The sequence below is a fragment of the Methylobacterium sp. PvP105 genome, assembly GCF_017876975.1.
Lineage (GTDB): Bacteria > Pseudomonadota > Alphaproteobacteria > Rhizobiales > Beijerinckiaceae > Methylobacterium > Methylobacterium radiotolerans.
Genome location: NZ_JAGIPA010000001.1, coordinates 3880389 through 3901320 on the forward strand (window position 1 = coordinate 3880389; position 20932 = coordinate 3901320).

The 20932-nt window shown below is 71.3% G+C and carries 24 protein-coding genes; 9 read left to right on the forward strand and 15 right to left on the reverse strand.

The window, feature by feature from the left end; genetic code table 11:
- The first annotated feature begins 35 nt into the window (after positions 1–35).
- The 5 genes from epmA to J3A75_RS19205 all read left to right on the forward strand — a co-directional run bounded on the left by epmA (position 36) and on the right by J3A75_RS19205 (position 4360).
- Complete coding sequence (gene epmA / locus J3A75_RS19185) at positions 36–1091, forward strand: EF-P lysine aminoacylase EpmA (RefSeq protein WP_209650684.1); 1056 nt, start codon at positions 36–38, stop codon at positions 1089–1091.
- Entirely contained in the window at positions 1088–2131 is a 1044-nt protein-coding gene (locus J3A75_RS19190) for a lysine-2,3-aminomutase-like protein (protein WP_012319693.1), read from the forward strand. The genes epmA and J3A75_RS19190 overlap by 4 nt, the downstream gene beginning before the upstream one ends.
- Before the next feature lie 16 nt (positions 2132–2147).
- The gene (locus tag J3A75_RS19195) at positions 2148–2759 is read left to right on the forward strand and encodes a glutathione S-transferase family protein (RefSeq protein ID WP_070999679.1); all 612 of its coding nucleotides are present in this window, start codon (positions 2148–2150) and stop codon (positions 2757–2759) included.
- A gap of 99 nt (positions 2760–2858) precedes the next feature.
- Complete coding sequence (locus J3A75_RS19200; protein WP_053622133.1) at positions 2859–3509, forward strand: dimethylmenaquinone methyltransferase; 651 nt, start codon at positions 2859–2861, stop codon at positions 3507–3509.
- Between the two features lie 5 nt (positions 3510–3514).
- A complete protein-coding gene (locus tag J3A75_RS19205; RefSeq protein ID WP_012319696.1) occupies positions 3515–4360 on the forward strand; it encodes a YdcF family protein in 846 nt (281 codons plus the stop codon).
- Here the strand turns inward: J3A75_RS19205 and J3A75_RS19210 are convergent.
- The 8 genes from J3A75_RS19210 to J3A75_RS19245 all read right to left on the reverse strand — a co-directional run bounded on the left by J3A75_RS19210 (position 4279) and on the right by J3A75_RS19245 (position 10914).
- Positions 4279–4605, reverse strand: coding sequence for a DUF3253 domain-containing protein (locus J3A75_RS19210; protein WP_012319697.1), 327 nt, complete (start codon positions 4603–4605; stop codon positions 4279–4281). The genes J3A75_RS19205 and J3A75_RS19210 overlap by 82 nt on opposite strands.
- Positions 4602–5375 carry a DUF599 domain-containing protein gene (locus J3A75_RS19215; RefSeq protein ID WP_012319698.1) on the reverse strand — a complete coding sequence of 258 codons (774 nt, stop codon included), beginning with the start codon at positions 5373–5375 and terminating at the stop codon, positions 4602–4604. Before J3A75_RS19215 ends, J3A75_RS19210 begins: the two co-directional genes overlap by 4 nt.
- A 79-nt stretch (positions 5376–5454) precedes the next feature.
- On the reverse strand, positions 5455–5739 hold the full coding sequence (locus J3A75_RS19220; RefSeq protein WP_012319699.1) for an acylphosphatase: 285 nt from the start codon (positions 5737–5739) through the stop codon (positions 5455–5457).
- A 56-nt stretch (positions 5740–5795) separates the two neighbouring features.
- The gene (locus J3A75_RS19225; RefSeq protein ID WP_012319700.1) at positions 5796–6644 is read right to left on the reverse strand and encodes a formate/nitrite transporter family protein; all 849 of its coding nucleotides are present in this window, start codon (positions 6642–6644) and stop codon (positions 5796–5798) included.
- Positions 6645–6790: 146 nt separating this feature from the next.
- Positions 6791–7222, reverse strand: coding sequence for a gamma-glutamylcyclotransferase family protein (locus tag J3A75_RS19230; RefSeq protein WP_012319701.1), 432 nt, complete (start codon positions 7220–7222; stop codon positions 6791–6793).
- Between the two features lie 406 nt (positions 7223–7628).
- The gene (locus J3A75_RS19235) at positions 7629–9632 is read right to left on the reverse strand and encodes an acetyl/propionyl/methylcrotonyl-CoA carboxylase subunit alpha (protein ID WP_059408885.1); all 2004 of its coding nucleotides are present in this window, start codon (positions 9630–9632) and stop codon (positions 7629–7631) included.
- A gap of 100 nt (positions 9633–9732) precedes the next feature.
- On the reverse strand, positions 9733–10173 hold the full coding sequence (locus J3A75_RS19240) for a hypothetical protein (RefSeq protein WP_012319704.1): 441 nt from the start codon (positions 10171–10173) through the stop codon (positions 9733–9735).
- Between the two features lie 162 nt (positions 10174–10335).
- Positions 10336–10914 (reverse strand): L,D-transpeptidase, encoded by a 579-nt coding sequence (locus tag J3A75_RS19245; RefSeq protein WP_024829733.1) that lies wholly within the window; start codon positions 10912–10914, stop codon positions 10336–10338.
- A 183-nt stretch (positions 10915–11097) separates the two neighbouring features.
- Here J3A75_RS19245 and J3A75_RS19250 point away from each other — a divergent pair, with 183 nt between their 5' ends.
- Together J3A75_RS19250 and J3A75_RS19255 are read left to right on the forward strand one after the other, a co-directional pair.
- Entirely contained in the window at positions 11098–12027 is a 930-nt protein-coding gene (locus J3A75_RS19250; protein WP_012319706.1) for a histone deacetylase family protein, read from the forward strand.
- 132 nt (positions 12028–12159) lie between these two features.
- Entirely contained in the window at positions 12160–12777 is a 618-nt protein-coding gene (locus J3A75_RS19255) for a LysE family translocator (protein ID WP_024829731.1), read from the forward strand.
- Between the two features lie 20 nt (positions 12778–12797).
- Here the strand turns inward: J3A75_RS19255 and ribB are convergent, their stop codons facing one another.
- The 4 genes from ribB to J3A75_RS19275 all read right to left on the reverse strand — a co-directional run bounded on the left by ribB (position 12798) and on the right by J3A75_RS19275 (position 16870).
- Positions 12798–13874 carry a 3,4-dihydroxy-2-butanone-4-phosphate synthase gene (gene ribB / locus J3A75_RS19260; RefSeq protein WP_012319708.1) on the reverse strand — a complete coding sequence of 359 codons (1077 nt, stop codon included), beginning with the start codon at positions 13872–13874 and terminating at the stop codon, positions 12798–12800.
- Between the two features lie 32 nt (positions 13875–13906).
- Positions 13907–15007, reverse strand: coding sequence for a chorismate synthase (aroC, locus tag J3A75_RS19265; protein WP_029357410.1), 1101 nt, complete (start codon positions 15005–15007; stop codon positions 13907–13909).
- Between the two features lie 115 nt (positions 15008–15122).
- The gene (locus J3A75_RS19270; RefSeq protein WP_043073903.1) at positions 15123–15740 is read right to left on the reverse strand and encodes a DUF3578 domain-containing protein; all 618 of its coding nucleotides are present in this window, start codon (positions 15738–15740) and stop codon (positions 15123–15125) included.
- Entirely contained in the window at positions 15737–16870 is a 1134-nt protein-coding gene (locus J3A75_RS19275; protein ID WP_024829728.1) for an anhydro-N-acetylmuramic acid kinase, read from the reverse strand. Before J3A75_RS19275 ends, J3A75_RS19270 begins: the two co-directional genes overlap by 4 nt.
- Before the next feature lie 123 nt (positions 16871–16993).
- Between J3A75_RS19275 and tyrS the strand changes: the two genes are divergently transcribed.
- Together tyrS and J3A75_RS19285 are read left to right on the forward strand one after the other, a co-directional pair.
- The gene (tyrS, locus tag J3A75_RS19280; protein WP_070999683.1) at positions 16994–18265 is read left to right on the forward strand and encodes a tyrosine--tRNA ligase; all 1272 of its coding nucleotides are present in this window, start codon (positions 16994–16996) and stop codon (positions 18263–18265) included.
- A 40-nt stretch (positions 18266–18305) separates the two neighbouring features.
- Positions 18306–18989, forward strand: a complete 684-nt coding sequence (locus J3A75_RS19285) for a response regulator (RefSeq protein WP_012319714.1) — start codon at positions 18306–18308, stop codon at positions 18987–18989.
- Positions 18990–19008: 19 nt separating this feature from the next.
- Here the strand turns inward: J3A75_RS19285 and tatC are convergent, their stop codons facing one another.
- The 3 genes from tatC to J3A75_RS19300 form a co-directional block, all read right to left on the reverse strand.
- Positions 19009–19809, reverse strand: coding sequence for a twin-arginine translocase subunit TatC (gene tatC, locus J3A75_RS19290; RefSeq protein WP_012319715.1), 801 nt, complete (start codon positions 19807–19809; stop codon positions 19009–19011).
- Positions 19806–20402, reverse strand: coding sequence for a Sec-independent protein translocase protein TatB (gene tatB, locus J3A75_RS19295; protein WP_029357415.1), 597 nt, complete (start codon positions 20400–20402; stop codon positions 19806–19808). Before tatB ends, tatC begins: the two co-directional genes overlap by 4 nt.
- Before the next feature lie 103 nt (positions 20403–20505).
- Positions 20506–20778, reverse strand: coding sequence for a twin-arginine translocase TatA/TatE family subunit (locus J3A75_RS19300; RefSeq protein WP_012319717.1), 273 nt, complete (start codon positions 20776–20778; stop codon positions 20506–20508).
- Positions 20779–20932: the final 154 nt, after the last annotated feature.

A 20932-nucleotide genomic window follows, 5' to 3' on the forward strand; every position in this document is an offset into this window, starting at 1 on the left:
AGCCGGCCGGTCCCGCCCCGGCGCGGAGGCCGGTCGTGACCGGAGCCGCCTCCCCCTGGTGGACGGCCGGTCGCCACGCCGACCGGCGCCCGGCGCTGCTCCTGCGCAACCGCGTCCTCGCGGCGTTCCGCGGGTGGTTCGCGGACCGCGACTTCGTCGAGGCCGAGGCCGCCTGCCTGCAGGTCTCGCCCGGCAACGAGGCGCATCTGTCGGCCTTCGCCACGGAAGCCATCGGGGCGAGCGGCGCCCGCACGCCGCTCTACCTGCACACCTCGCCGGAATTCGCCTGCAAGAAGCTCCTGGCCGCGGGCGAGACGCGGCTGTTCAGCGTCGCCCGGGTGTTCCGCAACCGCGAGCGCGGGCCGCTGCACCATCCCGAGTTCACGATGCTCGAGTGGTACCGGGCCGGCGCCCCCTACACGGCGCTGATGGCGGACTGCGCCGACCTGCTCGCCGGCGCGGCCGAGACCGCGGGCGCCCGCTGCTTCGCCTTCCGCGGCCGGGAGACGGACCCCTTCGCCGAGCCGGAGCGCCTGACCCTGGCCGAGGCCTTCGACCGCTTCGCCGGGATCGATCTCCTGGCGAGCGTCGCGCCGGGCGGCGGGACGGACCGCGAGGCCCTGGCCGCCGCCGTCGCGGGGGCCGGGCTCCGGGTCGCGCCGGACGATACCTGGGCCGACCTGTTCTCCCGCGTCCTCGTCGCGCGGGTCGAGCCGCATCTCGGCCTCGGCCGCCCGACCATCCTGTGCGAGTACCCGATCAGCGAGGCCGCCCTCGCCCGGCCGGCGCCGCACGACCCGCGCGTGGCCGAGCGCTTCGAGCTCTACGCCTGCGGCGTCGAGCTGGCCAACGCCTTCGGCGAGCTGACCGACCCGGCGGAGCAGCGCCGCCGGTTCGAGGCCGAGATGGCCGAGAAGCAGCGCGTCTACGGCGAGCGCTACCCGATCGACGACGAGTTCCTCGCGGCGCTCGCCGTCATGCCGGAAGCGTCCGGGATCGCCCTGGGCTTCGACCGCTTGGCGATGCTCGCCTGCGGGGCAAGCCGGGTCGAGGATGTGATCTGGACACCGGTGGCGGAGACGCGGCCATGAACCGGGCGCTGCGCAGCGCGGACGACCTCCTCTCCGCCGGCCTGATCTCCGGGGCGGAGGCCGACGCCCTCGGCGCCGTCCTCGCGCGCTACGCCGTCTCGGTGACGCCCGACATGGCCGAGCTGATCGACCCGCAGGATCCCGACGATCCGATCGGCCGCCAGTTCGTGCCCCGGGTCGCGGAGGCCGTCGCGACGCCGGAGGAGCGCGCCGACCCGATCGGCGATGCCGCCCACGCCCCGGTGACCGGAATCGTGCACCGCTACCCGGACCGCGTGCTGCTGAAGCCGCTCCACGTCTGCCCGGTCTACTGCCGCTTCTGCTTCCGCCGGGAGATGGTCGGGCCCGACGGGCTCGGGACGCTCACCGACGCCGAACTCGACGCCGCCCTCGCCTACATCGCGCAGGACCCGCGGATCTGGGAGGTGGTGCTCACCGGCGGCGACCCGTTCGCGCTCTCGCCGCGCCGGCTCGGCGTCATCGCCGAGCGCCTCGCCGCCATCGCCCACGTCCGGGTCATGCGGGTCCACACGCGCGTGCCCGTGGTGAAGCCCGACCTCGTCTCCGACGCCCTCGTTCGGGCGCTCAAGCGGTTCGGGCGCGCGGTCTTCGTCGCCGTCCACGCCAACCATCCGCGGGAATTCACCGCCGCCGCCAGCGCCGCCTGCGCCCGGCTGGTCGATGCCGGCATTCCCCTGGTCGGCCAGTCGGTGCTCCTGCGCGGCGTCAATGACGAGGCCGCGACCCTCGAGGCGCTGATGCGGACCCTCGTCGAGAACCGGATCAAGCCGTACTACCTCCACCACGGCGACCTCGCGCCCGGGACGGCCCACCTGCGCACGGACGTGGCCGAGGGGCAGGCGCTGATGCGCGCGCTGCGCGGCCGCCTCTCCGGCCTCGCCCAGCCGACCTACGTGCTCGACATTCCCGGCGGCCACGGCAAGGTGCCGATCGGACCCGGCTACCTGCGCGACACCCCCGACGGGGTGCGCGTGACCGATCCGGGCGGGCAGGACCACGCCTACCCGCCGAAGGCGTGACGGAGACTCTTCGATTATGCGCAGGCTTTGGGGCCGCCTCACCTCGGTGAACGTGCAGAAGGCGGTGTGGGGACTCGACGAGACGGGCTTGCCGTACGACCGGGTCGAGGCCGGCGGCGCCCACGGGGTCGTCAACGACCCCGGCTACCGTACGATGAACCCGAACGGCCTCGTTCCGACCCTGGAAGAGGACGGTTTCGTCCTCTGGGAGTCCAACGCGATCCTCCGCTACCTCGCGGCGACCGGCCCGGCCCTGGCCCTGCCGGCGGATCCGCGGGCGCGCGCCCAAGTCGAGCAGTGGCTCGACTGGCAGGCCACGAGCTTCACGCCGGCCATGCGCGACGCGTTCTGGCAGCTCTACCGCGCGGCCGATCCGGACCGCGGCCTGATCGCCGCCTCGGTCGAGAAGAGCGAGGCCATGGCCGAGATCCTCGACCATCATCTCGAGGGCCGGACCTACGTGGTCGGCGACAGCTTCAGCATCGCCGACATCGCTCTCGGCTGCGCGGCGCATCGCTGGCTGAACCTTCCGACCGAGCGGATCGAGCGCCCGGCGCTGCGTCGCTGGTACGAGCGGGTCGCGGCCCGCCCCGGTGCCGCCCGGGCGCTCGGCGAGCCCATCGCCTGACGGTCGCCGCGGCGCCCCGAGCCTTGCCGGCGCGCCCGCGCGATCCACCTTCCTCGACCGCGCCGCCCGGATCCGGACCGGCCTTTCACGGAGCCCCCGATGGCGATCGACCCGACCCTGCGCGACGCGCTCTCCGCCGTGACCCCGGCGAGCCTCGCCCGCGCCCTGGCGCGGGCCGGGGTGAAGGCCTGCACCCCGCACGGTCTCTCGGCGCGGGGGAGCGCGACCGTGGTCGGAGCCGCCTACACGATGCGGATGATCCCGGCCCGCGACGACGCCGCGGGTGATCTCGCCGCCGCCGTCGACGCCGTCCCCGAGGGGGCCGTCGTGGTCATCGATGCGGGATCCTCCGGCCTCGTCCTTCCCTTCGGGGCGATCCTGGCGGCGCGCCTTGCCCAGCGCGGCGCCGCCGGTCTGATCACCGACGCGGCCCTGCCGGAGGAGGTCGGCCTCCCCGCCTGGTGCCGGACGGTCGCGGCCACCGGGGCCCTGGCCCTGGTCGGCACGCAGGAGCGCGTCGCCTGCGGCGGTGCCGCCATCCATCCCGGCGATATCCTGGTCGGCGATACGACCGGCCTCGTCGCGGTGCCGGCGGCGCTCGCCGAGCGCGTCGCCCTGGAGGCCGTGGAGCAGCAGCGCCTCGACCTCTGGATCCAGCGCGAGGTCGAGCGCGGCGCGGACCTCGCGAGCCTCCTCCCGCCGGACGCCGCGGCCCTCGCCCGGTTCGAGGCCGAGACGAGGCCGGCCTGAGCCCCGTGTTCTTCCCCGCCTCGAAGGTGATCTTCTTCCTGATCACCCCGTCGAATTTCTGCATCTTCGCGATCCTGCTCGGGATCGCCGTCGCGGCGGTGACGCGCTGGCGGAGGAGCGGTCTCGGCCTCGCGCTGCTGGGCAGTTTCCTGCTCGGCGCCGCCGGACTGGCGCCCCTCTCGGACGTGGCCCTGATCCCGCTCGAGCAGCGCTTCCCGGCCTATCCGGACGACGGCCCGGCCCCGACCGGGATCATCGTGCTGGGTGGCGGCATCGAGGCGGGTCTGTCAGAGGCGCGTCGCCAGATCGTCGTCAACGATGCCGGCGAGCGGCCGATCTATCTCGGCGACCTCGCCCGGCGCTACCCGGCGGCGCGGCTGGTCTTCTCCGGTGGCAGCGGCTTCATCGCGGGCGGCATGGCCGAAGCCGACATCGTGAGCCGGCAGGCGGACGTGATCGGCGTGCCGCGGACGCGCCTGATCCTGGAGAACCGCTCGCGCAACACCCACGAGAACGCCGCCTTCTCGGCGGCCCTGGTGAAGCCGAAGCCCGGCGAGCGCTGGCTGCTCGTGACCTCGGCCTGGCACATGCCTCGGGCGGTCGGCTGCTTCCGCCAAGCCGGCTTCGCGGTGGACGCCTTCCCGGTAGATTACCGGACCCGCGGCTGGAGCGACGTCGCGCACTTCCACGGCTTCGCGTCGGACGGGCTGCTCCAGTTCGATTTGGCCGTCAAGGAGTGGATCGGCCTCGTCGCCTATCGCCTGTCCGGCTACACGCCGGACTGGCTGCCGGGCCCGGATGCCGAGGGGGCTTCCGAGGCCGCGCCGGAAACCGGCAGCGACAATCGGTAGATCCCGCGGAAATCGTCCGGGTCGACGGGTCTCCCCTTCCGCAGGATCGCGATCTGCCCCGCGTGGGCCAGTCGCACCGCGACCCGTCGCACGGGCTGCATCAGCGGACCCCAGCCGTCCGGGTGCGGGCCGCCGAGGGCGCGGGCGACTTCCGAGGGACAGACCGTCTTGTCGGCGCCGCGCTCGGCCACGAGGCGCAGCATCGTCGTCTCGATCGCGGCGTCGTCGGGTCGTGGGTCGGTCATGTGCGGGCCTCCTCGGCGGGCGACAGGAGCGGAGCCTCGAGCGGCCCCTCGTGAGGTCCCTCCCCGGCTTCCAGGAGCGCCTTGCGGATCTCCGAGGCGAATTGGCGGCGCCACATGATGATCACGACGGCGGTCGTCGAGACGAACAGCACGTAGGGGCTGATGAACCAGCCGAGATAGGCGAGCGCGAAGAAGAACGCCCGCTGCCCGCGGGCGAAGTGACGCCCGGCGCTGACGTTCATGGCCGCGAGCCGCCGCACCGCCCGCAGCATCTCGATCTCGCTCGTGCCGGATCCCTTGTGCGGCACGGCGCCGAGCAGGATCGCCGTGTAATTGAACAGCCTGTAGGCCCAGGCGAATTTGAAGAAGGCGTAGACGAAGATCAGTGCGAGGCCGGCGACCTTCAGCTCCCAGGTCAGGCGGTTGGCCGCCGTCCCGAACGGCAGCGTGGCGAACAGGTTCAGGACATCGTCCCCGGAGCGCGACAGGGTCAGGACCGAGCCCAGGGCGATGAGCGAGGTCGAGGCGAAGAACGCCGTGCCGTTCTGCAGCGAGGCGTTGATCTGCGTGTCGACCACCCGGTTGTCGCGGCCGATGACCTGGCGCGCCCAGTTGGCCCGGTGGCCGTTCATGATCTGGCTGAGGGAGACCATCCTGCCGCGCAATCGGCCGACGGACAGGCCGTAGGCGATCCAGGCGAGGATGAAGTAGAGCAGCGCCGCGAGATCGAGGTGCGAGAAGGCGGCGCTGCCGGCGGACAGGTCGGTCATGGTCTCCGGATGGCGGATGCGTGAAGGGGCGGTCCGCCATACCAGTCCGCGGGCGCGCGCTGAACCCGCGGCGCCGTTGTCAGTCGCGCAGGATCCGGAACGCGCCGCCGGTCGGCACGTCGCCGCCGTCCCGCGCGGTCACGTCGGCCACGCGCGCGCCCGGCGGACCCGACCGGCACAGGGCCTCCATCTCCGCCACGGCCTCCGGCGCGCCGCTGAAGACCGCCTCGACCGAGCCGTCGTCGCGGTTGCGCACCGTGCCAGCGAGGCCGCGGGCGCGGGCCTCGGACTGCGTCCAGGCCCGGTAGGACACGCCCTGGACGCGACCGGTGACGATGACGGAGATCGTCCGGGTCTCACTCATGCGGGCGCGGTCTCGTCTGACGGGGCCCGCGCCGGGCGGCGCGGGCCGGAGGGGCCTTACTCGGCCGCGATCGGGCGACGGACGCCGGCAGCCAGGGTCTGGCTCCGCGTCGCGCCGGTGCGGACATGGGTGGAGTAGAGCATCAGGCCGGTGAAGGCGATGCCGCCCACGATGTTACCGATCAGCGTCGGGATCTCGTTCCAGAGCAGGTAGTCCATGACCGTCAGGTGGCCGCCCATGAGGATCGCCGACGGGAACAGGAACATGTTCACCACCGAGTGCTCGAAGGTCATGAAGAAGAACACCGTGATCGGCATCCACATGGCGATGACCTTGCCGGGCACCGAGGTCGACAGCATGGCGCCGATGACGCCGGTCGAGACCATCCAGTTGCACAGCATGGCGCGGACGAAGAGCGTCAGCATGCCGGAGGCGCCGTACTTCTCGTAGCCGAGGGTCCTGGCCTCGCCGATGCCGGCGATGAGCTTGCCGACGGCGTTCGGCTCGGTGGCGAAGCCGAAGGTGAAGACGATCGACATCATCACCGCCGTGGTCAGGGCGCCCGCGAAGTTGCCGAAGAAGACCAGCACCCAGTTGCGGGCGACGCCGGCCACGGTGACGCCGGGGCGCTTGTCGATGAGGGCGAGCGGGGTGAGCACGCAGACGCCGGTGAACAGGTCGTAGCCGAGCAGGTACAGCATCGAGAAGCCGACCGGGAACAGCAGGGCCGCCACCAGCGGCTGGCCGGTCGTCTGATTGATGGTCACCGCGAAGGCAGCGGCGAGCGCCAGGATCGCGCCGGCCATGTAGGCCCGGATGAACGTGTCCTTGGTGGCCATGAAGACCTTTGCCTCACCGGCATCGACGGCCTTCTTCACGAAATCGGCGGGCGCCAGATACGACATGCACAACTCTCCCTCGCGGGCGCACGCCGATCGTCGTTGACCGACGGGCGCGCCGCGCAATCACGGATGGCTGGCCGGGCGCGGTGCTGCCGTTCGCCCCCCAGCTCGATCGTGGGCAAGCATGTCGCGTACCAACTGCGCGGCGCTCAGGCCGGCAGGCCGCGGGCCCAGGTGCCGAGCTCCCGCAGATAGGCCGGGGGCAGCTGCGCCGCGCGCCCCGCCGCGACGACCGCCTCCAGGTATCCGGGCCGCGGGCGGCCGGGCGCGGTCGAGCACCCGCGATAGATCAGGGCGCGCTTGACGCCCTCTCCCGTGCGGACCGGGAGCGCCGCCTTGGTGTAGAGGCCGCCGGCGACGCCCTCGTAGCGGTCGAGCGCCGGGACGTCGTCGACAGCCAGCTCCCACAGGACGCCCCAGACGGTGCGTCGGGGATCGGGCACCACGGAGGCGTAGCCCTCGCGCATGATGATGAAGCGGTGGCGCGGCAGATGTCCGCCGCCGATCAGCCGCGAAACCGGGCAGCGCAGCGCCATCGCGGCGGCATCCATGTTGGCGCCGTAGGCGAAATAGAGGGGCATGCAGCCGCGATTCGTTGGCCGAGCTTCAGACTTATTGCACAGACCCGCGCGCGTCGCGCTGCGCGGACCACCCGTTGGCGCGCATGGCCGCAGCGGCGAGCGCCAGCGTGACGGCGCGACTCACGCATGTCACGACGATCTCGCCCGAATACAGGGTCTGATGCTTCGAAGCACGCGCCTCCCGGCCCGAGGCCGGGGCATCGCCGCGCAAGGCCAGATCGCCGCGAAGAAGGCGGTCGCCGGCCGCCGGGCAGGCGCATCCGCGATCCCGAAGCCTAGGGCGGTGATCGGCGTGACGAAGCCGATCACCGCGGACGCGACGGCGATGGTGCGCGGCGCCGGCGCCGACAATCTCGTCTGCGCGTCGCGAACGCAGTCAGGGCCGCGAGCGCGACGCGCGCCGCGATCAGGCGAATTCCAGGATCACCGCGTCGACGGCGAGGCTGTCGCCCTCCTTGGCGTGGATCTTCCCCACCGTGGCGTCGCGCTCGGCGCGGAGCACGTTCTCCATCTTCATCGCCTCGACGACCGCGATCGGCTCGCCGTTCTTCACCTCCTGGCCCTCGGTGACGAGGATCTGCTTCACGAGACCGGGCATCGGGCAGAGCACCTGCTTGCCCGAGCCCGCCTGCTCCTTCACCGGCATCAGGGCGGCGAGTTCCGCTTCGCGCCGGGTGTAGACCCGGGCCTCGGCGGCCGCGCCGGCATGCTGCAGGAACACGCCGTTGAGGAGGCTGCGCACCTGGATCGCCACCCGCTCCGAGCCGATCGTGCCGATCCAGACCGGCTCGCCCGGGCGCCACGCACTCGCCACCGCGAGCGCCGCGCCGTCGTCGCGGGTGACGAGGATGTCCTCGCCCTCCGGCTCGACCGTCACCGGGAAGGCTTGGCCCGCCAGGATCACGACGCGCTCACGCTCGAAGGCGAAGAGGCCGGGCGCGCGCATCTGCCCGGAGATGCCGCGCTTGCGCTGGTTGAGCTTGTGGTCGATCGCCGCCGCGGCGGCCATCATGCGGACCGCCACCGGGCCGGCCGGCTCCGGCGCCGTGAAGCCCTCGGGGAATTCCTCGGCGATGAAGCCTGTGGACAGCCGGCCCTCCTGCCAGCGCGGATGGGCCATCAGCGCCGAGAGGAACGGGATGTTGTGGCGGATGCCGTCGATCGCGAAGGCGTCGAGGGCCTCGGCCTGGGCAGCCACCGCCTCCGCCCGGGTCGGCGCCCAGGTGACCAGCTTGGCGATCATCGGGTCGTAGTGGATGGCGATCTCGCCGCCCTCCTCCACGCCGGTATCGTTGCGCACGATCGCCGTGCCCTGCTGGCCCTCCTCCGGCGGACGGTAGGTGGTCAGCCGGCCGATCGAGGGCAGGAAGTTGCGGGTCGGGTCCTCGGCGTAGACGCGGCTCTCCACCGCCCAGCCGTTCAGCTTCACGTCGTCCTGAGTGATCGGAAGCTTCTCGCCGGCCGCGACCCGGATCATCAGCTCGACGAGGTCGAGGCCGGTGATCATCTCGGTGACCGGGTGCTCGACCTGCAGACGGGTGTTCATCTCCAGGAAGTAGAACGACTTGTCCTGCCCGGCGACGAACTCGACCGTCCCGGCCGAATCGTAGTTCACCGCCTTGGCGAGCGCGACCGCCTGCTCGCCCATCTTGCGGCGGGTCTTCTTGTCGAGGAGCGGCGACGGCGCCTCCTCGATCACCTTCTGGTTACGGCGCTGGATCGAGCACTCGCGCTCGCCGAGGTAGACAACGTTGCCGTGCTTGTCGCCGATCAGCTGGATCTCGATGTGGCGCGGGTCGGTGATGAACTTCTCGATGAAGACCCGGTCGTCGCCGAAGGAGGAGGCCGCCTCCGACTTCGCGCGGGCGAAGCCCTCCGCCACTTCCTCGCCCGAGTAGGCGATGCGCATGCCCTTGCCGCCGCCGCCAGCGGACGCCTTGATCATCACCGGGTAGCCGATCTCGTCGGCGATCTTCCTGGCGTGCTCGGGTGATTCGATCACGCCGAGGAATCCCGGAACGGTCGAGACCTCGGCGGCGGCTGCCGCCTTCTTCGACTCGATCTTGTCGCCCATGGCGGCGATGGCCCCCGGGTTCGGGCCGATGAACACGATGCCGGCGGCCTCGAGCGCCTTCGGGAAGGCTTCGCGCTCGGAGAGGAAGCCGTAGCCGGGATGCACGGCCTGGGCGCCGGTCTTCTTGCAGGCCTCGACGATCTTCTCGATTACGAGGTACGATTCGGACGCGGCAGCGGGCCCGATATGCACGGCCTCGTCGGCCATGGCGACGTGCACGGCGTCGCGATCGGCATCCGAGTAGACCGCTACGGTCTTGATGCCCATCCTCCGGGCCGTCTTGATCACCCGGCAGGCGATCTCGCCCCGGTTGGCAATCAGGATCTTGTCGAACATCGCTGGCGCACTGCTTTCGAGATCGCCGGATTGCGCACCGGCTTGACTGTCCCGATAGATCAGTTGCGCCGCGGACGGAAGCTGCGCCTTGGTCTGAGGCTCAGGCGGCCAGGGCGAAGGTCATGCGGGGGGCCTGGGCCGTGTCGCGGACGCGACGGTTGGCCTCCAGGGCGAAGGCGACCAGCGATTCGGCGCTGCTCTCGGCCTCGCGGACCACTTCCATGGCGATCCGGGCACCCACGGCGCTCGGGCCGTCGCGGCCGCTGAGGGAGGCGGCGAGCCACGCGGCGACGTCGCGGTCGATGTAGCCGGTCGGGCGCGAGCCCCACACCGCGAAGTCGACGACCGAGGCGACCAGGAAGTCGGCGAAGGCGTCGGAGCCGATCACCGCCCGCTCGAGGGCGATCAGCAGGTCGGCGTCCTCGCGGCTCATCAGGCCGTCCGGGAGAACTTCGCGCTTCAGGACGAGCAGGTCCTCGTCGCTGATCGTGCCGGCCGAGACAGCATGGTTGCAGAACTGTTGAACGGAAATGGTGGTCATGATCGCCTGCCTCCCCGACCTTTGTTGCGGTCGGCTCTAGTCCCTGTGTGTCTTCAACTTACGGGACCGCCCCCCTTCCAGAGGTTAATGGCGAGATCTGAACGGAAGTTCAGGTAAACACCCCCCGAGCAAGCAGGCTTATTGGGACGTTGACCGGTTGCGTTACCGGACGATGACCGTGGCCCCGACGGGGACCCGGTTGTAGAGGTCGACCACGTCGATGTTGCGCATCCGGATGCAGCCGGAGGAGACCGCCTGACCGATCTTCTCCGGCTCGTTGGTGCCGTGGATCCGATAGAGCGTGTCGCGGCCGCGATCCGACAGGTACAGGGCCCGGGCGCCGAGCGGATTCATCGGGCCGCCCTGCATGGCGTGGACGTGCGGCCAGCGCTTGATCATCTCGGCCGGCGGATTCCAGGCCGGCCATTCCGCCTTGCGGTCGATCCGGGCGGTGCCGGTCCAGCCATAGGCCTCGTCGCCCACCGAGACGCCGTAGCGCATCGCCCGGCCGTTCGGCAGGACGAGGTAGAGCTGGCGCTCCTTGGTCTCGACCACGATCGTGCCGGGCGCCTCCCGGGTCGGGTCGGCGATCTCGTAGCGCGCGAAGTGCGGATCGAACTCGGCCTCTGGGACGAGGGCCATGTACTCGGCGTCGCGGGCCGAGAGGGCGGGATCGGGCACGCCCTTGAAGGTGCAGCCTGCCAGGAGCAGGGCGCAGCCGAGTACCGAGATGATGCGCATGTCCCGCCTCGAGGATCGTCGCGGCCGCGGACGGAGGATCGGCGATCCGGATCCGTCCCGTTGACGAATCGCGCAACCATAAGGGGGCAACGGCACCCCGCCGTAGTCCGCGCGTTGGGCCCGTGGCACATTGCCGGCTCCTGTTGCCGGTGCGCGACAGGCGAGCATCCGGGAGCGACCCTCGTGACCACCCTCTACGTGAGCCATCCCGCCAGCTTCGATCACGAGGTTCCCGAGGGGCATCCGGAGCGGCCGGCCCGGATGCGCGCCGTGGAGCGGGCCCTGGAGGACGAGCGCTTCGCCGGTCTCGTGCGGGCCACGGCGCCCCGCGGCGAGATCGAGGCCGTCACCCTCGCGCATCCGCGCGCTTACGTGGACGCCCTGGTGGCGGCGGTGCCCGAGCACGGCATGGTCGGCATCGATTCCGACACGATCCTGTCGGCGGGCAGCCTGGAGGCGACGCTCCGCGCGGTGGGCGGAGGGATGCACGCGGTCGACGCGGTCGTCGGCGGCGAGTGCCGCAACGCCTTCGTGGCCATGCGCCCGCCCGGCCACCACGCCGAGCGGACCCGCGCGATGGGCTTCTGCCTGTTCAACCACGCCGCCATCGCGGCCCGCCACGCCCGGCAGAAGCACGGCGCCGAGCGGGTGGCCCTGGTGGATTGGGACGTCCACCACGGCAACGGCAGTCAGGACATCTTCTGGAACGACGCCTCGGTGCTCTACTGCTCGACTCACCAGATGCCGCTCTATCCCGGGACCGGGTCGCCCTCCGAGCGCGGCGAGAAGGACACGATCGTCAACGTGCCGCTGCGGCCGAACGACGACGGCGAGGTCTTCCGGGAGGCCTTCGAGACCGGAATCCTGTCGCGTCTGGAAGCCTTCCGGCCCGACGTCATCGTGATCTCCGCCGGCTTCGACGCGCACAAGCTGGATCCTCTGGCCAACCTGCGCCTCGAGGCCGAGGATTTCGGCTGGGCGACCCGCCGCCTGATGGACCTCGCGGAGCGCTGCGCGGGCGGCCGGATCGTCTCGATCCTCGAGGGCGGCTACAGCCTCGAAGGGCTCGGCAAGTCGGTGGCGGCCCATGTCGACGCCCTGATGGGGCGCTGACGCGGCCGTTGCGGCCGTCCGCCGGCAAGCCATAATCGGCGGCTCGGGGGAGATCGCAGCCATGCCGCCACGGAACCGAACGATGCCGCCGGTGCATCGGCGCGCCCCCGGCGCTCGCGCGGGTTCGGGGCGATGACGCCGGCGGGATTCCTGACCTACGCGCTCGCCCTCGGCGTCGCGGCCGCGATCCCCGGGCCCGGAATCGTCGCCCTGGTCGCCCGGGCCCTGGGCGCGGGCTTCGGCGCCGCAATGGCTTTCGCTGCCGGCCTGATCCTGGGCGACCTGACGTACCTGGCCGCCGCCATCTTCGGCCTGTCGCTCGTCGCCGAGGCGTTCGGCGCGGTCTTCGTCGTCGTTCGCTACGGTGCGGCGCTCTACCTGGCCTACTTAGCGTGCCGCCTCTGGCGCGCGGCCGGAGCGGGGGCCCGGGTCGAGGCAGCGGCCCGCGACCGGCCGCTGGCCAGCTTCGTCGCCGGGCTGACCGTCACCCTGGGCAACCCGAAGACGATCGTCTTCTACCTCGCGATCCTGCCCACGCTCGTCGACCTGCGCGGCGTGACGGCGGCGGATTTCGCGACCCTCGTCATCGTCACAGCCGCGATCCTGCTCGCCGTGACGACGCCCTACGCGGCGCTCGCGGCGCGGGCGCGCGAGTCGCTGCGACGGCCGGCTTTCCGCGCGCGGCTGAACCGCGGTGCCGCCGCCATCATGGCCGGCGCCGCGGTCTGGACCGTCCTGCGCCGCGCTTGACCGGGCGTCCCGGTCCTGCCTCAGCCTTCGAGAGGCTCGTCGCCCAGGAGCTCGATGCCGAAGCCCGAGAGGCCGACATAGGAGCGCGACGAGGTCGCGAGGTTGCGGATGGAGACAACACCCAGATCGCGCAGAATCTGGGCGCCGAGCCCGATCTCGCGCCATTGCCGCGCCCGCAGCGCCTCCGTCCCCTCCTCGGTGACGTTCTTGACCGGCACGCCAGCGGTTCCGTCCCGGAGATAGACCAGCACGCCGCGGCCGGCGGCCGCGAAGCGCTTCAGCACGGCGTCGATCTGCTTGCCGCCGCCGATCACGTCGGCGGCGACGTTGGAGCGGTGCAGGCGCACCAGCACGTCCCGACCGTCGCCGATCTCGCCCATCACGAAGGCGAATTGCTGGATCGACTCGAAGGGCGTCGAGAACACGTAGGCGTTCACGTCGCCGTGGTTCGAGCGGACCGTGAAGTGGCCGACCCGCTCCACCAGCCGGTCGCGCGCCTGTCGGTAGGCGATGAGGTCGGCCACCGAGACCTGCTTGAGGCCGTGTTTCTCGGCGAAGGCCTCGATCTGCGGCCCCTTCATCACCGTACCGTCGTCGTTGGCGAGTTCGCAGATCACGCCGACGGGCGGCAGCTCGGCGAGGCGGCACAGGTCGACCGCCGCCTCCGTGTGGCCCGAGCGCATGAGCACGCCGCCGTCGCGGGCGATGAGCGGGAAGACGTGGCCTGGCCGCACGAAGTCGCCCGCGCCCATGTTGCCGTTGGCGAGCGCCCGCACCGTGTTGCAGCGCTGCTCCGCCGAGATCCCCGTCGTCAGGCCGTGCTTGACGTCGACCGTGACGGTGAAGGCCGTGCCCAGGGGGGCGTCGTTCGACGCCACCATGGGCGCGAGGTGGAGCCGCCGCGCCTCGCTCTGCGTGAGCGGCGCGCAGACGATGCCGCAGGTGTTGCGGATGATGAACGCCATCTTCTCCGGCGTGCAGAGCGAGGCTGCGACGACGAGGTCGCCCTCGTTCTCGCGGTCGTCGTCGTCGGTGACGACCACGATCTCGCCGCGGGCGAAGGCCGCGATGGCCTCTGTGACGGAGCAGTGGGGCACGGGCATTCTCGAATCGTTGGGACGGACCCGGATCAGGGCTGGGATCCGACCTGTCCGCGATGGCGCAGATAGTGATCGGCCAGCACGCAGGCCATCATGGCCTCCGCGACCGGCACGGCGCGGATGCCGACACAGGGATCGTGCCGGCCCTTGGTGACGAGATCCACCTCGGCGCCGTCGCGCGTGACCGAGCGGCGCGGCGTCAGGATCGAGGAGGTCGGCTTGACGGCGAAGCGCACCACGACCGGCTCGCCGTTGGAGATGCCGCCCAGGATGCCGCCCGCGTGGTTCGCCAGGAAGCGCGGCCGGCCGCCGTTCCCGGCGCGCATCTCATCCGCGTTGTCCTCGCCGCGCAGGGTTGCCGCGGCGAAGCCGTCGCCGATCTCCACGCCCTTCACGGCGTTGATCGACATCATCGCGGCGGCGAGGTCCGCGTCCAGCTTGCCGTAGACCGGCGCGCCGAGGCCGGGCGGCACGCCCTCGGCCACGACCTCAATGACGGCGCCGACCGACGAGCCGTCCTTCCGGAGCCCGTCGAGATAGGTCTCGTAGAAGGAAGCCGTCTCGGCATCGGGGCAGAAGAACGGGTTGTTGCCGACCGCGTCCCAGTCCCAGCGGGATCGGTCGATGGCGTGCGGGCCCATCTGCACCAGGGCCGCCCGGATGGTCACGCCCGGAATGACCTTGCGCGCCACGGCGCCGGCCGCGACCCGCGCGGCGGTCTCCCGCGCCGAGGACCGGCCGCCGCCGCGATAGTCACGGATGCCGTACTTCACGTCGTAGGTGTAGTCGGCGTGGCCGGGACGGTAGCTGTCGCGGATCTCCGAGTAGTCCTTCGAGCGCTGATCCGTGTTCTCGATCATCAGCGCGATCGGCGTGCCGGTGGTGAGCTGGCGGCCGCCGGTGCGGTCGTCCGCGAACACGCCGGACAGGATCTTCACCTGATCGGGTTCGCGGCGCTGGGTCGTGAAGCGCGACTGGCCGGGCTTCCGGCGATCCAGCTCGGCCTGGATCTCCTCGGCCTCCAGGGGCAGGCCCGGGGGGCAGCCGTCGACGACGCAGCCGAGCGCGACTCCGTGGCTCTCGCCGAAGGTCGTGACGCGGAACAGGTGGCCGAAGGTGTTGTGCGACATGGCGCGGCTGCCTTAGCGCGGGAGCGCCGGGGGCACAAACGCGGTCCGTGCAGGGCGGCCGGGCAGACGCGCTGAGGCTGCCGCGCTCGGCGACGGGCCGGAGCGGCCTGAGGCCTCATGGTGCCCTCGGCGGACCGGGCAGATCGAGCCCGCCCCGCGCCTTCAGCGCCCGGTACGCCGCGACCGCCGCGGCGAGATCCCGGCGCAGCCGGCGCTCGTCGCCGAGATCGGCCAGGTCGTAGGTCAGGCCGAGGATGTGGGCGGCCTCGTAGCCCTCCGGCAATTCGCCCGCACTGCCGAGTGTGATCGTCGCGTTCGGCAGCGCGCCGGCGAAGTCCGAGAGCCGCGCCCGCAGCGCCGCGCCGCTGGTGCGGAGATGGGTGCCGGCCGCCGCCGGGCCGTGGCTCCGGATCGCCGCCACCGTTCCCTGCGCCAGCGAGAGGTGTACCGCCTCGCGATGCGCGGGGAACAGGTAGACGAGGTAGTAGCCCCGCGTCGCGCTGGTGGTGACGGCGGGATCGAACACGGCGATCCAGGGGACCGCCGCCCACTTGCTCCCGCGCCCCGGGCTGCCCTTCACGAGGAACGGCCCGTCGATCGGCGCCAGCGCCGCGCGCAGCTCGTCCGGCGCGCCCTTGCGGATGACGGTGGCCAACGGGTGGCCGGCCGGCGGATCGAGCCGGGCGAGCGGGTACTCCTCGACGATCCGCCGCAGCGCGTAGCCGAGGCTCACGGCCGCGCCAGCACCCCGCCGGTGATGGCCTCGCGCACCCCGGTGGTCGACGGGAAGGTGATCGGCAGGCCGCGGAGCGAGCGCACCGCCAGGTACGCGAAGGCCTGCGCCTCGAGGTAGGCGGAGGACCAGCCGATCGCGTCCGCGGTCGTGATCTCGGCGCGCAGGTGGTAGTTCAGGAGGCGCACCAGCTCGCCGTTGCGGGCGCCGCCGCCGGCCACGATCCAGCGGGTCGGGACCTCGGGGGCATGGTCGAGGGCGCGGGCCACGGCCCGTGCCGTGAAGGCCGTCAGCGTCGCGGCGCCGTCCTCGGTGGAGAGCTGGCCGGCGAGCTTGTGGGAGAACCAGTTCCGGTCCAGCGACTTCGGCGGCTTGCGGAAGAAGAACGGGTGGGTGAGGAGCCAGGCCAGCAGCTGCTCGTCGGGCCGTCCGCGGGCGGCGGTGCGGCCGCCGTCGTCGAGGTTCTTGCCCTCGCGCTCCTGCATCCACTCGTCGATCAGCGCGTTGCCGGGTCCGGTGTCGAAGGCGATGACGCCGCCCTTCGAGTCGATCAGCGTCGCGTTGGCCACGCCGCCGATGTTGAGGATGCCGAAGGGCCCGTCGAAGCCCGACGCCTCGGCCAGCGCCTTGTGGAACACCGGGACCAGCGGCGCCCCCTGCCCGCCCGCCTCGATATCGGCCCGGCGCAGGTCCGCTACGACCGGGATGCCGAGCCGGGTCGCCAGTGCCTGGCCGTCGCCGATCTGGATCGAGATTCGCTGGTCCGGACGGTGGATCACGGTCTGCCCGTGGAAGCCGATCACGTCGATCTCGGAGGCGGTCAGGCCGTGCTCCTCCAGGAAGCGCTCCACGGCCTCGGCGTGGGCGAGGGTGACGAAGGCCTCGGCTTCCGGCAGTCGCCCGGGCCGGTCGCCGGGATGGAGCACGGACTCGGCGTCCTTGGTGGCGGCGCGCAGCAGCGTCTTCTCGTCGTCGGCGTAGCCGCGGTAGCCGGTGGGCCCCAGCGGCTCGAGGAAGTTGTTGTGGCCCTTGACCACGTGGACCCGCTCGCCGTCGGTCTCGATCAGCGCGATGTCCACGCCGTCCAGCGAGGTGCCGCTCATCAGTCCGATCGCGCGCATCATCGCCATGCCGTCCTGCCCCGTGCCTTTCGGCCAACGCCCTGCTAAGAGCGCGCCGTATCCTGAACCCAGCGCGAGCTAGCATGCGGGGCCTCGGCCTGTCGCGCCAGCGCGCGACCCGAGATCGCATCCATGACCGCCGAGAGCTTCGCGCCGAAATCCGACTTCCTGCGGATCCTGACCGAGCGCGGCTATATTCACCAGACCTCGGACCTCGCCGGCATCGACGCGGCGGCCCTCGAGGGCCGGCTCACGACCTATGTCGGCTACGACTGCACGGCGCCCTCGCTCCATGTCGGGCACCTTCTGTCGATCATGATGCTGCACTGGCTGCAGGCCACCGGAGGCAAGCCGATCGCCCTGATGGGCGGCGGCACCACCCGGGTCGGCGACCCGTCCGGCCGTGACGAGACACGGAAGATCCTGACCGTCGAGCAGATCGACGCCAACAAGGCCGAGATCCGTAAGACCTTCGACCGGTTCCTGCGCTTCGGAGAAGGCGCGAACGACGCCGTGATGGTCGACAACGCCGAGTGGCTGACGAAGCTCAACTACATCGAGATGCTGCGCGATGTGGGGCGCCATTTCTCGGTGAACCGCATGCTGTCGATGGACAGCGTGCGCCTGCGCCTGGAGCGCGACCAGGAACTGTCGTTCCTCGAGTTCAACTACATGATCCTCCAGTCCTACGACTTCGTGGAGCTGAACCGCCGCTACGGCTGCGTCATGCAGATGGGCGGGTCGGACCAGTGGGGCAACATCGTCAACGGCATCGATCTCGGCCGCCGCATGGGCACGCCGCAGCTCTACGCCCTGACCTGCCCGCTCCTGACTACGTCGTCGGGTGCCAAGATGGGCAAGACCGCGGCCGGCGCCGTCTGGCTCAACCCGGACATGCTGAAGCCCTACGATTACTGGCAGTTCTGGCGGAACACCGAGGACGCGGACGTCGCCCGTTTCCTCAAGCTGTTCACCCTGCTGCCCATGGCGGAGATCGCGCGCCTCGCCGCCCTCGCCGGCTCCGAGATCAACGCGGCCAAGACGGTGCTCGCCACCGAGGCCACCGCGCTGATGCACGGCCGCGAGGCCGCGGAGGCCGCAGCCGAGACCGCCCGCAAGACCTTCGTCGAGGGCACGCTCGCCGCCGACCTCCCGAGCGTGACCGTGCCGTCCGCGACCCTGGAGGCCGGGCTCGGGGTGCTGACGGCCTTCGGGCCGGAGGTCGCCAAGCTCGTGCCCTCCACCAGCGAGGCGCGGCGGCAGATCAAGGGCGGCGGGCTGCGGGTCAACGACGTGCCGGTCACGGACGAGAAGGCAGTCCTCGGCCGCGGCGACGTGACCGCGGACGGCGTGATCAAGCTCTCCTTCGGCAAGAAGCGGCACGTGCTGCTTCGGCCGGAATGACCCGTCCGGCCGCCCGGATCCGCCACGAGGGGCGGCCCAAGTGAGTGCCGCCCGCATCCTGGTGATCGACGACGAGCCGCCGATCCGCCGGCTGCTCCGAACCGGCCTCGGGACGCAGGATTACGCGGTCGTCGAGGCCGCGGACGGGGCCGCGGCCCTCGCCGCCCTGGAGGCCGGCGGGGTGGATCTCGCGATCCTCGACCTCGGCCTGCCCGACATGGCCGGCCACGCCCTCCTGGCGGCGATCCGCGAGCGCTGGCCCGACCTGCCGGTCGTGATCCTGTCGAGCCGCGACGACGAGCGCGGCAAGGTCGAGGCCCTCGATCTCGGTGCAGACGACTACGTCACCAAGCCGTTCGGCATGAACGAGCTGCTGGCGCGCATCCGCACGGCCCTGCGCCACCGCCTCGCCATGCAGGGCGAGCGGCCTGTCTTCCGGGTCGACGACCTCTCGGTCGATCTCGTCCGACGCGTCGTCCGGGTGGGCGAGCGGGACGTCAAGCTGTCGCCGCGAGAGTACGAGTTCCTGCGCGTGCTGGTGCAGCATGCCGGCAAGGTGCTCACCCACGCGCAGCTCATGCGCCACGCGCCGGCCTCGTCGGATCCGCAGTACCTGCGCGTTTACATCCGGCAGCTGCGCCAGAAGCTCGAGCCGGACCCGGAGCGCCCGCGCTACCTGCTCACCGAGACCGGCGTGGGCTACCGCCTGCGCGCGCCGGACTGAGTCCGGCGCGCCGGCCGCCTCACGGCTCGAGGCCTTCCGCCGCGCGCCGCGCCGCCCGCAGCTTCTCGACCCGCGCCACCGAGAACACCGAAGCCTCGTAGAGGAGCAGCATCGGGATCGCGAGGGAGAGCTGCGAGATCACGTCCGGCGGCGTCAGGATCGCGGCGGCGACGAAGACCAGCACGATCGCGTAGCGGCGCTTCTCGCGCAGGAAGGCAGCGTCGATGATCCCGATCTGCCCGAGCAGCGTCAGGATGACCGGCAGCTGGAACGCGATGCCGAACGCGAAGATCAGCGTCATGATCAGCGACAGGTACTCGTCGACCTTCGGGAGCAGCTTGATCGTCGGCTCGCCGGCCACGCCAACCTGCTGGAGCGACACCGAGAACTTGATCAGCAGGGGCATCGCCAGGAAGAACACCACCAGCGCGCCGAGGACGAAGAAGATCGGCGTGGCGACCAGGTAGGGGAGGAACGCCTTGCGCTCGTTGCGGTAGAGGCCCGGCGCCACGAAGGCGTAGATCTGCGTGGCGATCACGGGAAAAGCCAGGAAGGCCGCGCCGAAGACGCTGAGCTTGATGTTGGTGAACACCTGCTCGAGGAAGTGCGTGGCGATCAGCTCGGCGTTCTGCGCGCCCACGATCGACACGTAGGGGTAGACCAGCACGTTGTAGATATCGCGCGAGAAGAAGAAGCACGCGAAGAACATCAGCACGAACGCGATCAGTGACTTGATCAGCCGCGCGCGCAATTCGATCAGGTGCTCGAGCAGGGGCGCCCGCGACGCCTCGATCTCGGCCTCGTCCGCCTCGCTGATCATCGGGCCGTCGTGCCGTTCTTGGACTCTTCGGAGGCGGGGTGCGCGGCGGGCGGGTCGGGCGGAGGCCCGAACGGATCGTCCACCGATCCGGGTACGGGCAGGGGCGCCTCCGCGGCTTCGGTCGCCGGTTGCCGGGTCGCCCCAGCGGCGGACGTGTCCGGATGCGTCCCGGCGGCGTGAGGCGCCGCGGCTTCCTGCTCGGCCTTCAGCTGCGCCGTGGCATCGGCCAGGGACCGGGTCTCGACGGAAGGAGTCTCGGGGCCGGGCTTCTCCGGACCCATCTTCTCCGGACCCATCTTGGCCCGGCCCTCGACGGCGCCCTTCAGCTCGTCGCGGATCGTCTGCACCGGATTGAAGGTCGAGCCCGCCGTGCGGACGGTGTTGCGGATCCCGTCGACCTCGCGGCGGACGTCGTCGAGTTCCGCCTCGCGGATCGCCTCGTTGAACTGCATCTGAAACTCGCCGGCCATGCGGCGCAGCTTCGACGTGATCTGCCCGACGGTGCGCAGCGCCTTCGGCAGATCCTTCGGCCCGATGACGATGAGGGCGACGCCGCCGATCAGCATCACCTCGCCCCAGCTCATGTCCAGCATGTCGTCGACGGTCCTGCTGCCCCGAGATCCGGCACGGCGGCCGGACCCCGTCAGGCTCTACACGAGCGCGCGCGCTCTGACAGTCCTACAGTCCAGCTCGCCGTCAGACCGGCTTGCGCTCGCCGCCGGGGAGATGGCTCGCCGGGATCGCGGTTCCGGGGCTCGTCTCGGTAGCGTGCGGGATGGTGCGGACCGGCTCGGCCGGGGGCGGCGCGGCCTGGACCGCCGGCGGCGTCTCGTCCTCGGCCATGCCCTTCTTGAAGGCTTTGATGCCCTTCGCGACGTCGCCCATCAGGTCGGACACCTTGCCGCGTCCGAACAGCAGCATCACGATGACCGCGACGATGACCCAGTGCCAGATACTCATGCTGCCCATGGCAACCTCCTGCGGGCGCCCCGAAGAAGCGGGAGCGTGACGCCACGTCCGGTTGAGGATTTCGGGGCGAACCTAGGGATCGCGCCGCCCGAACACAAGCAGAGGCGATGCCACGGCCGGTGGAAGGCCGCGGTGGAAGGCCGCAAGGTGTCTC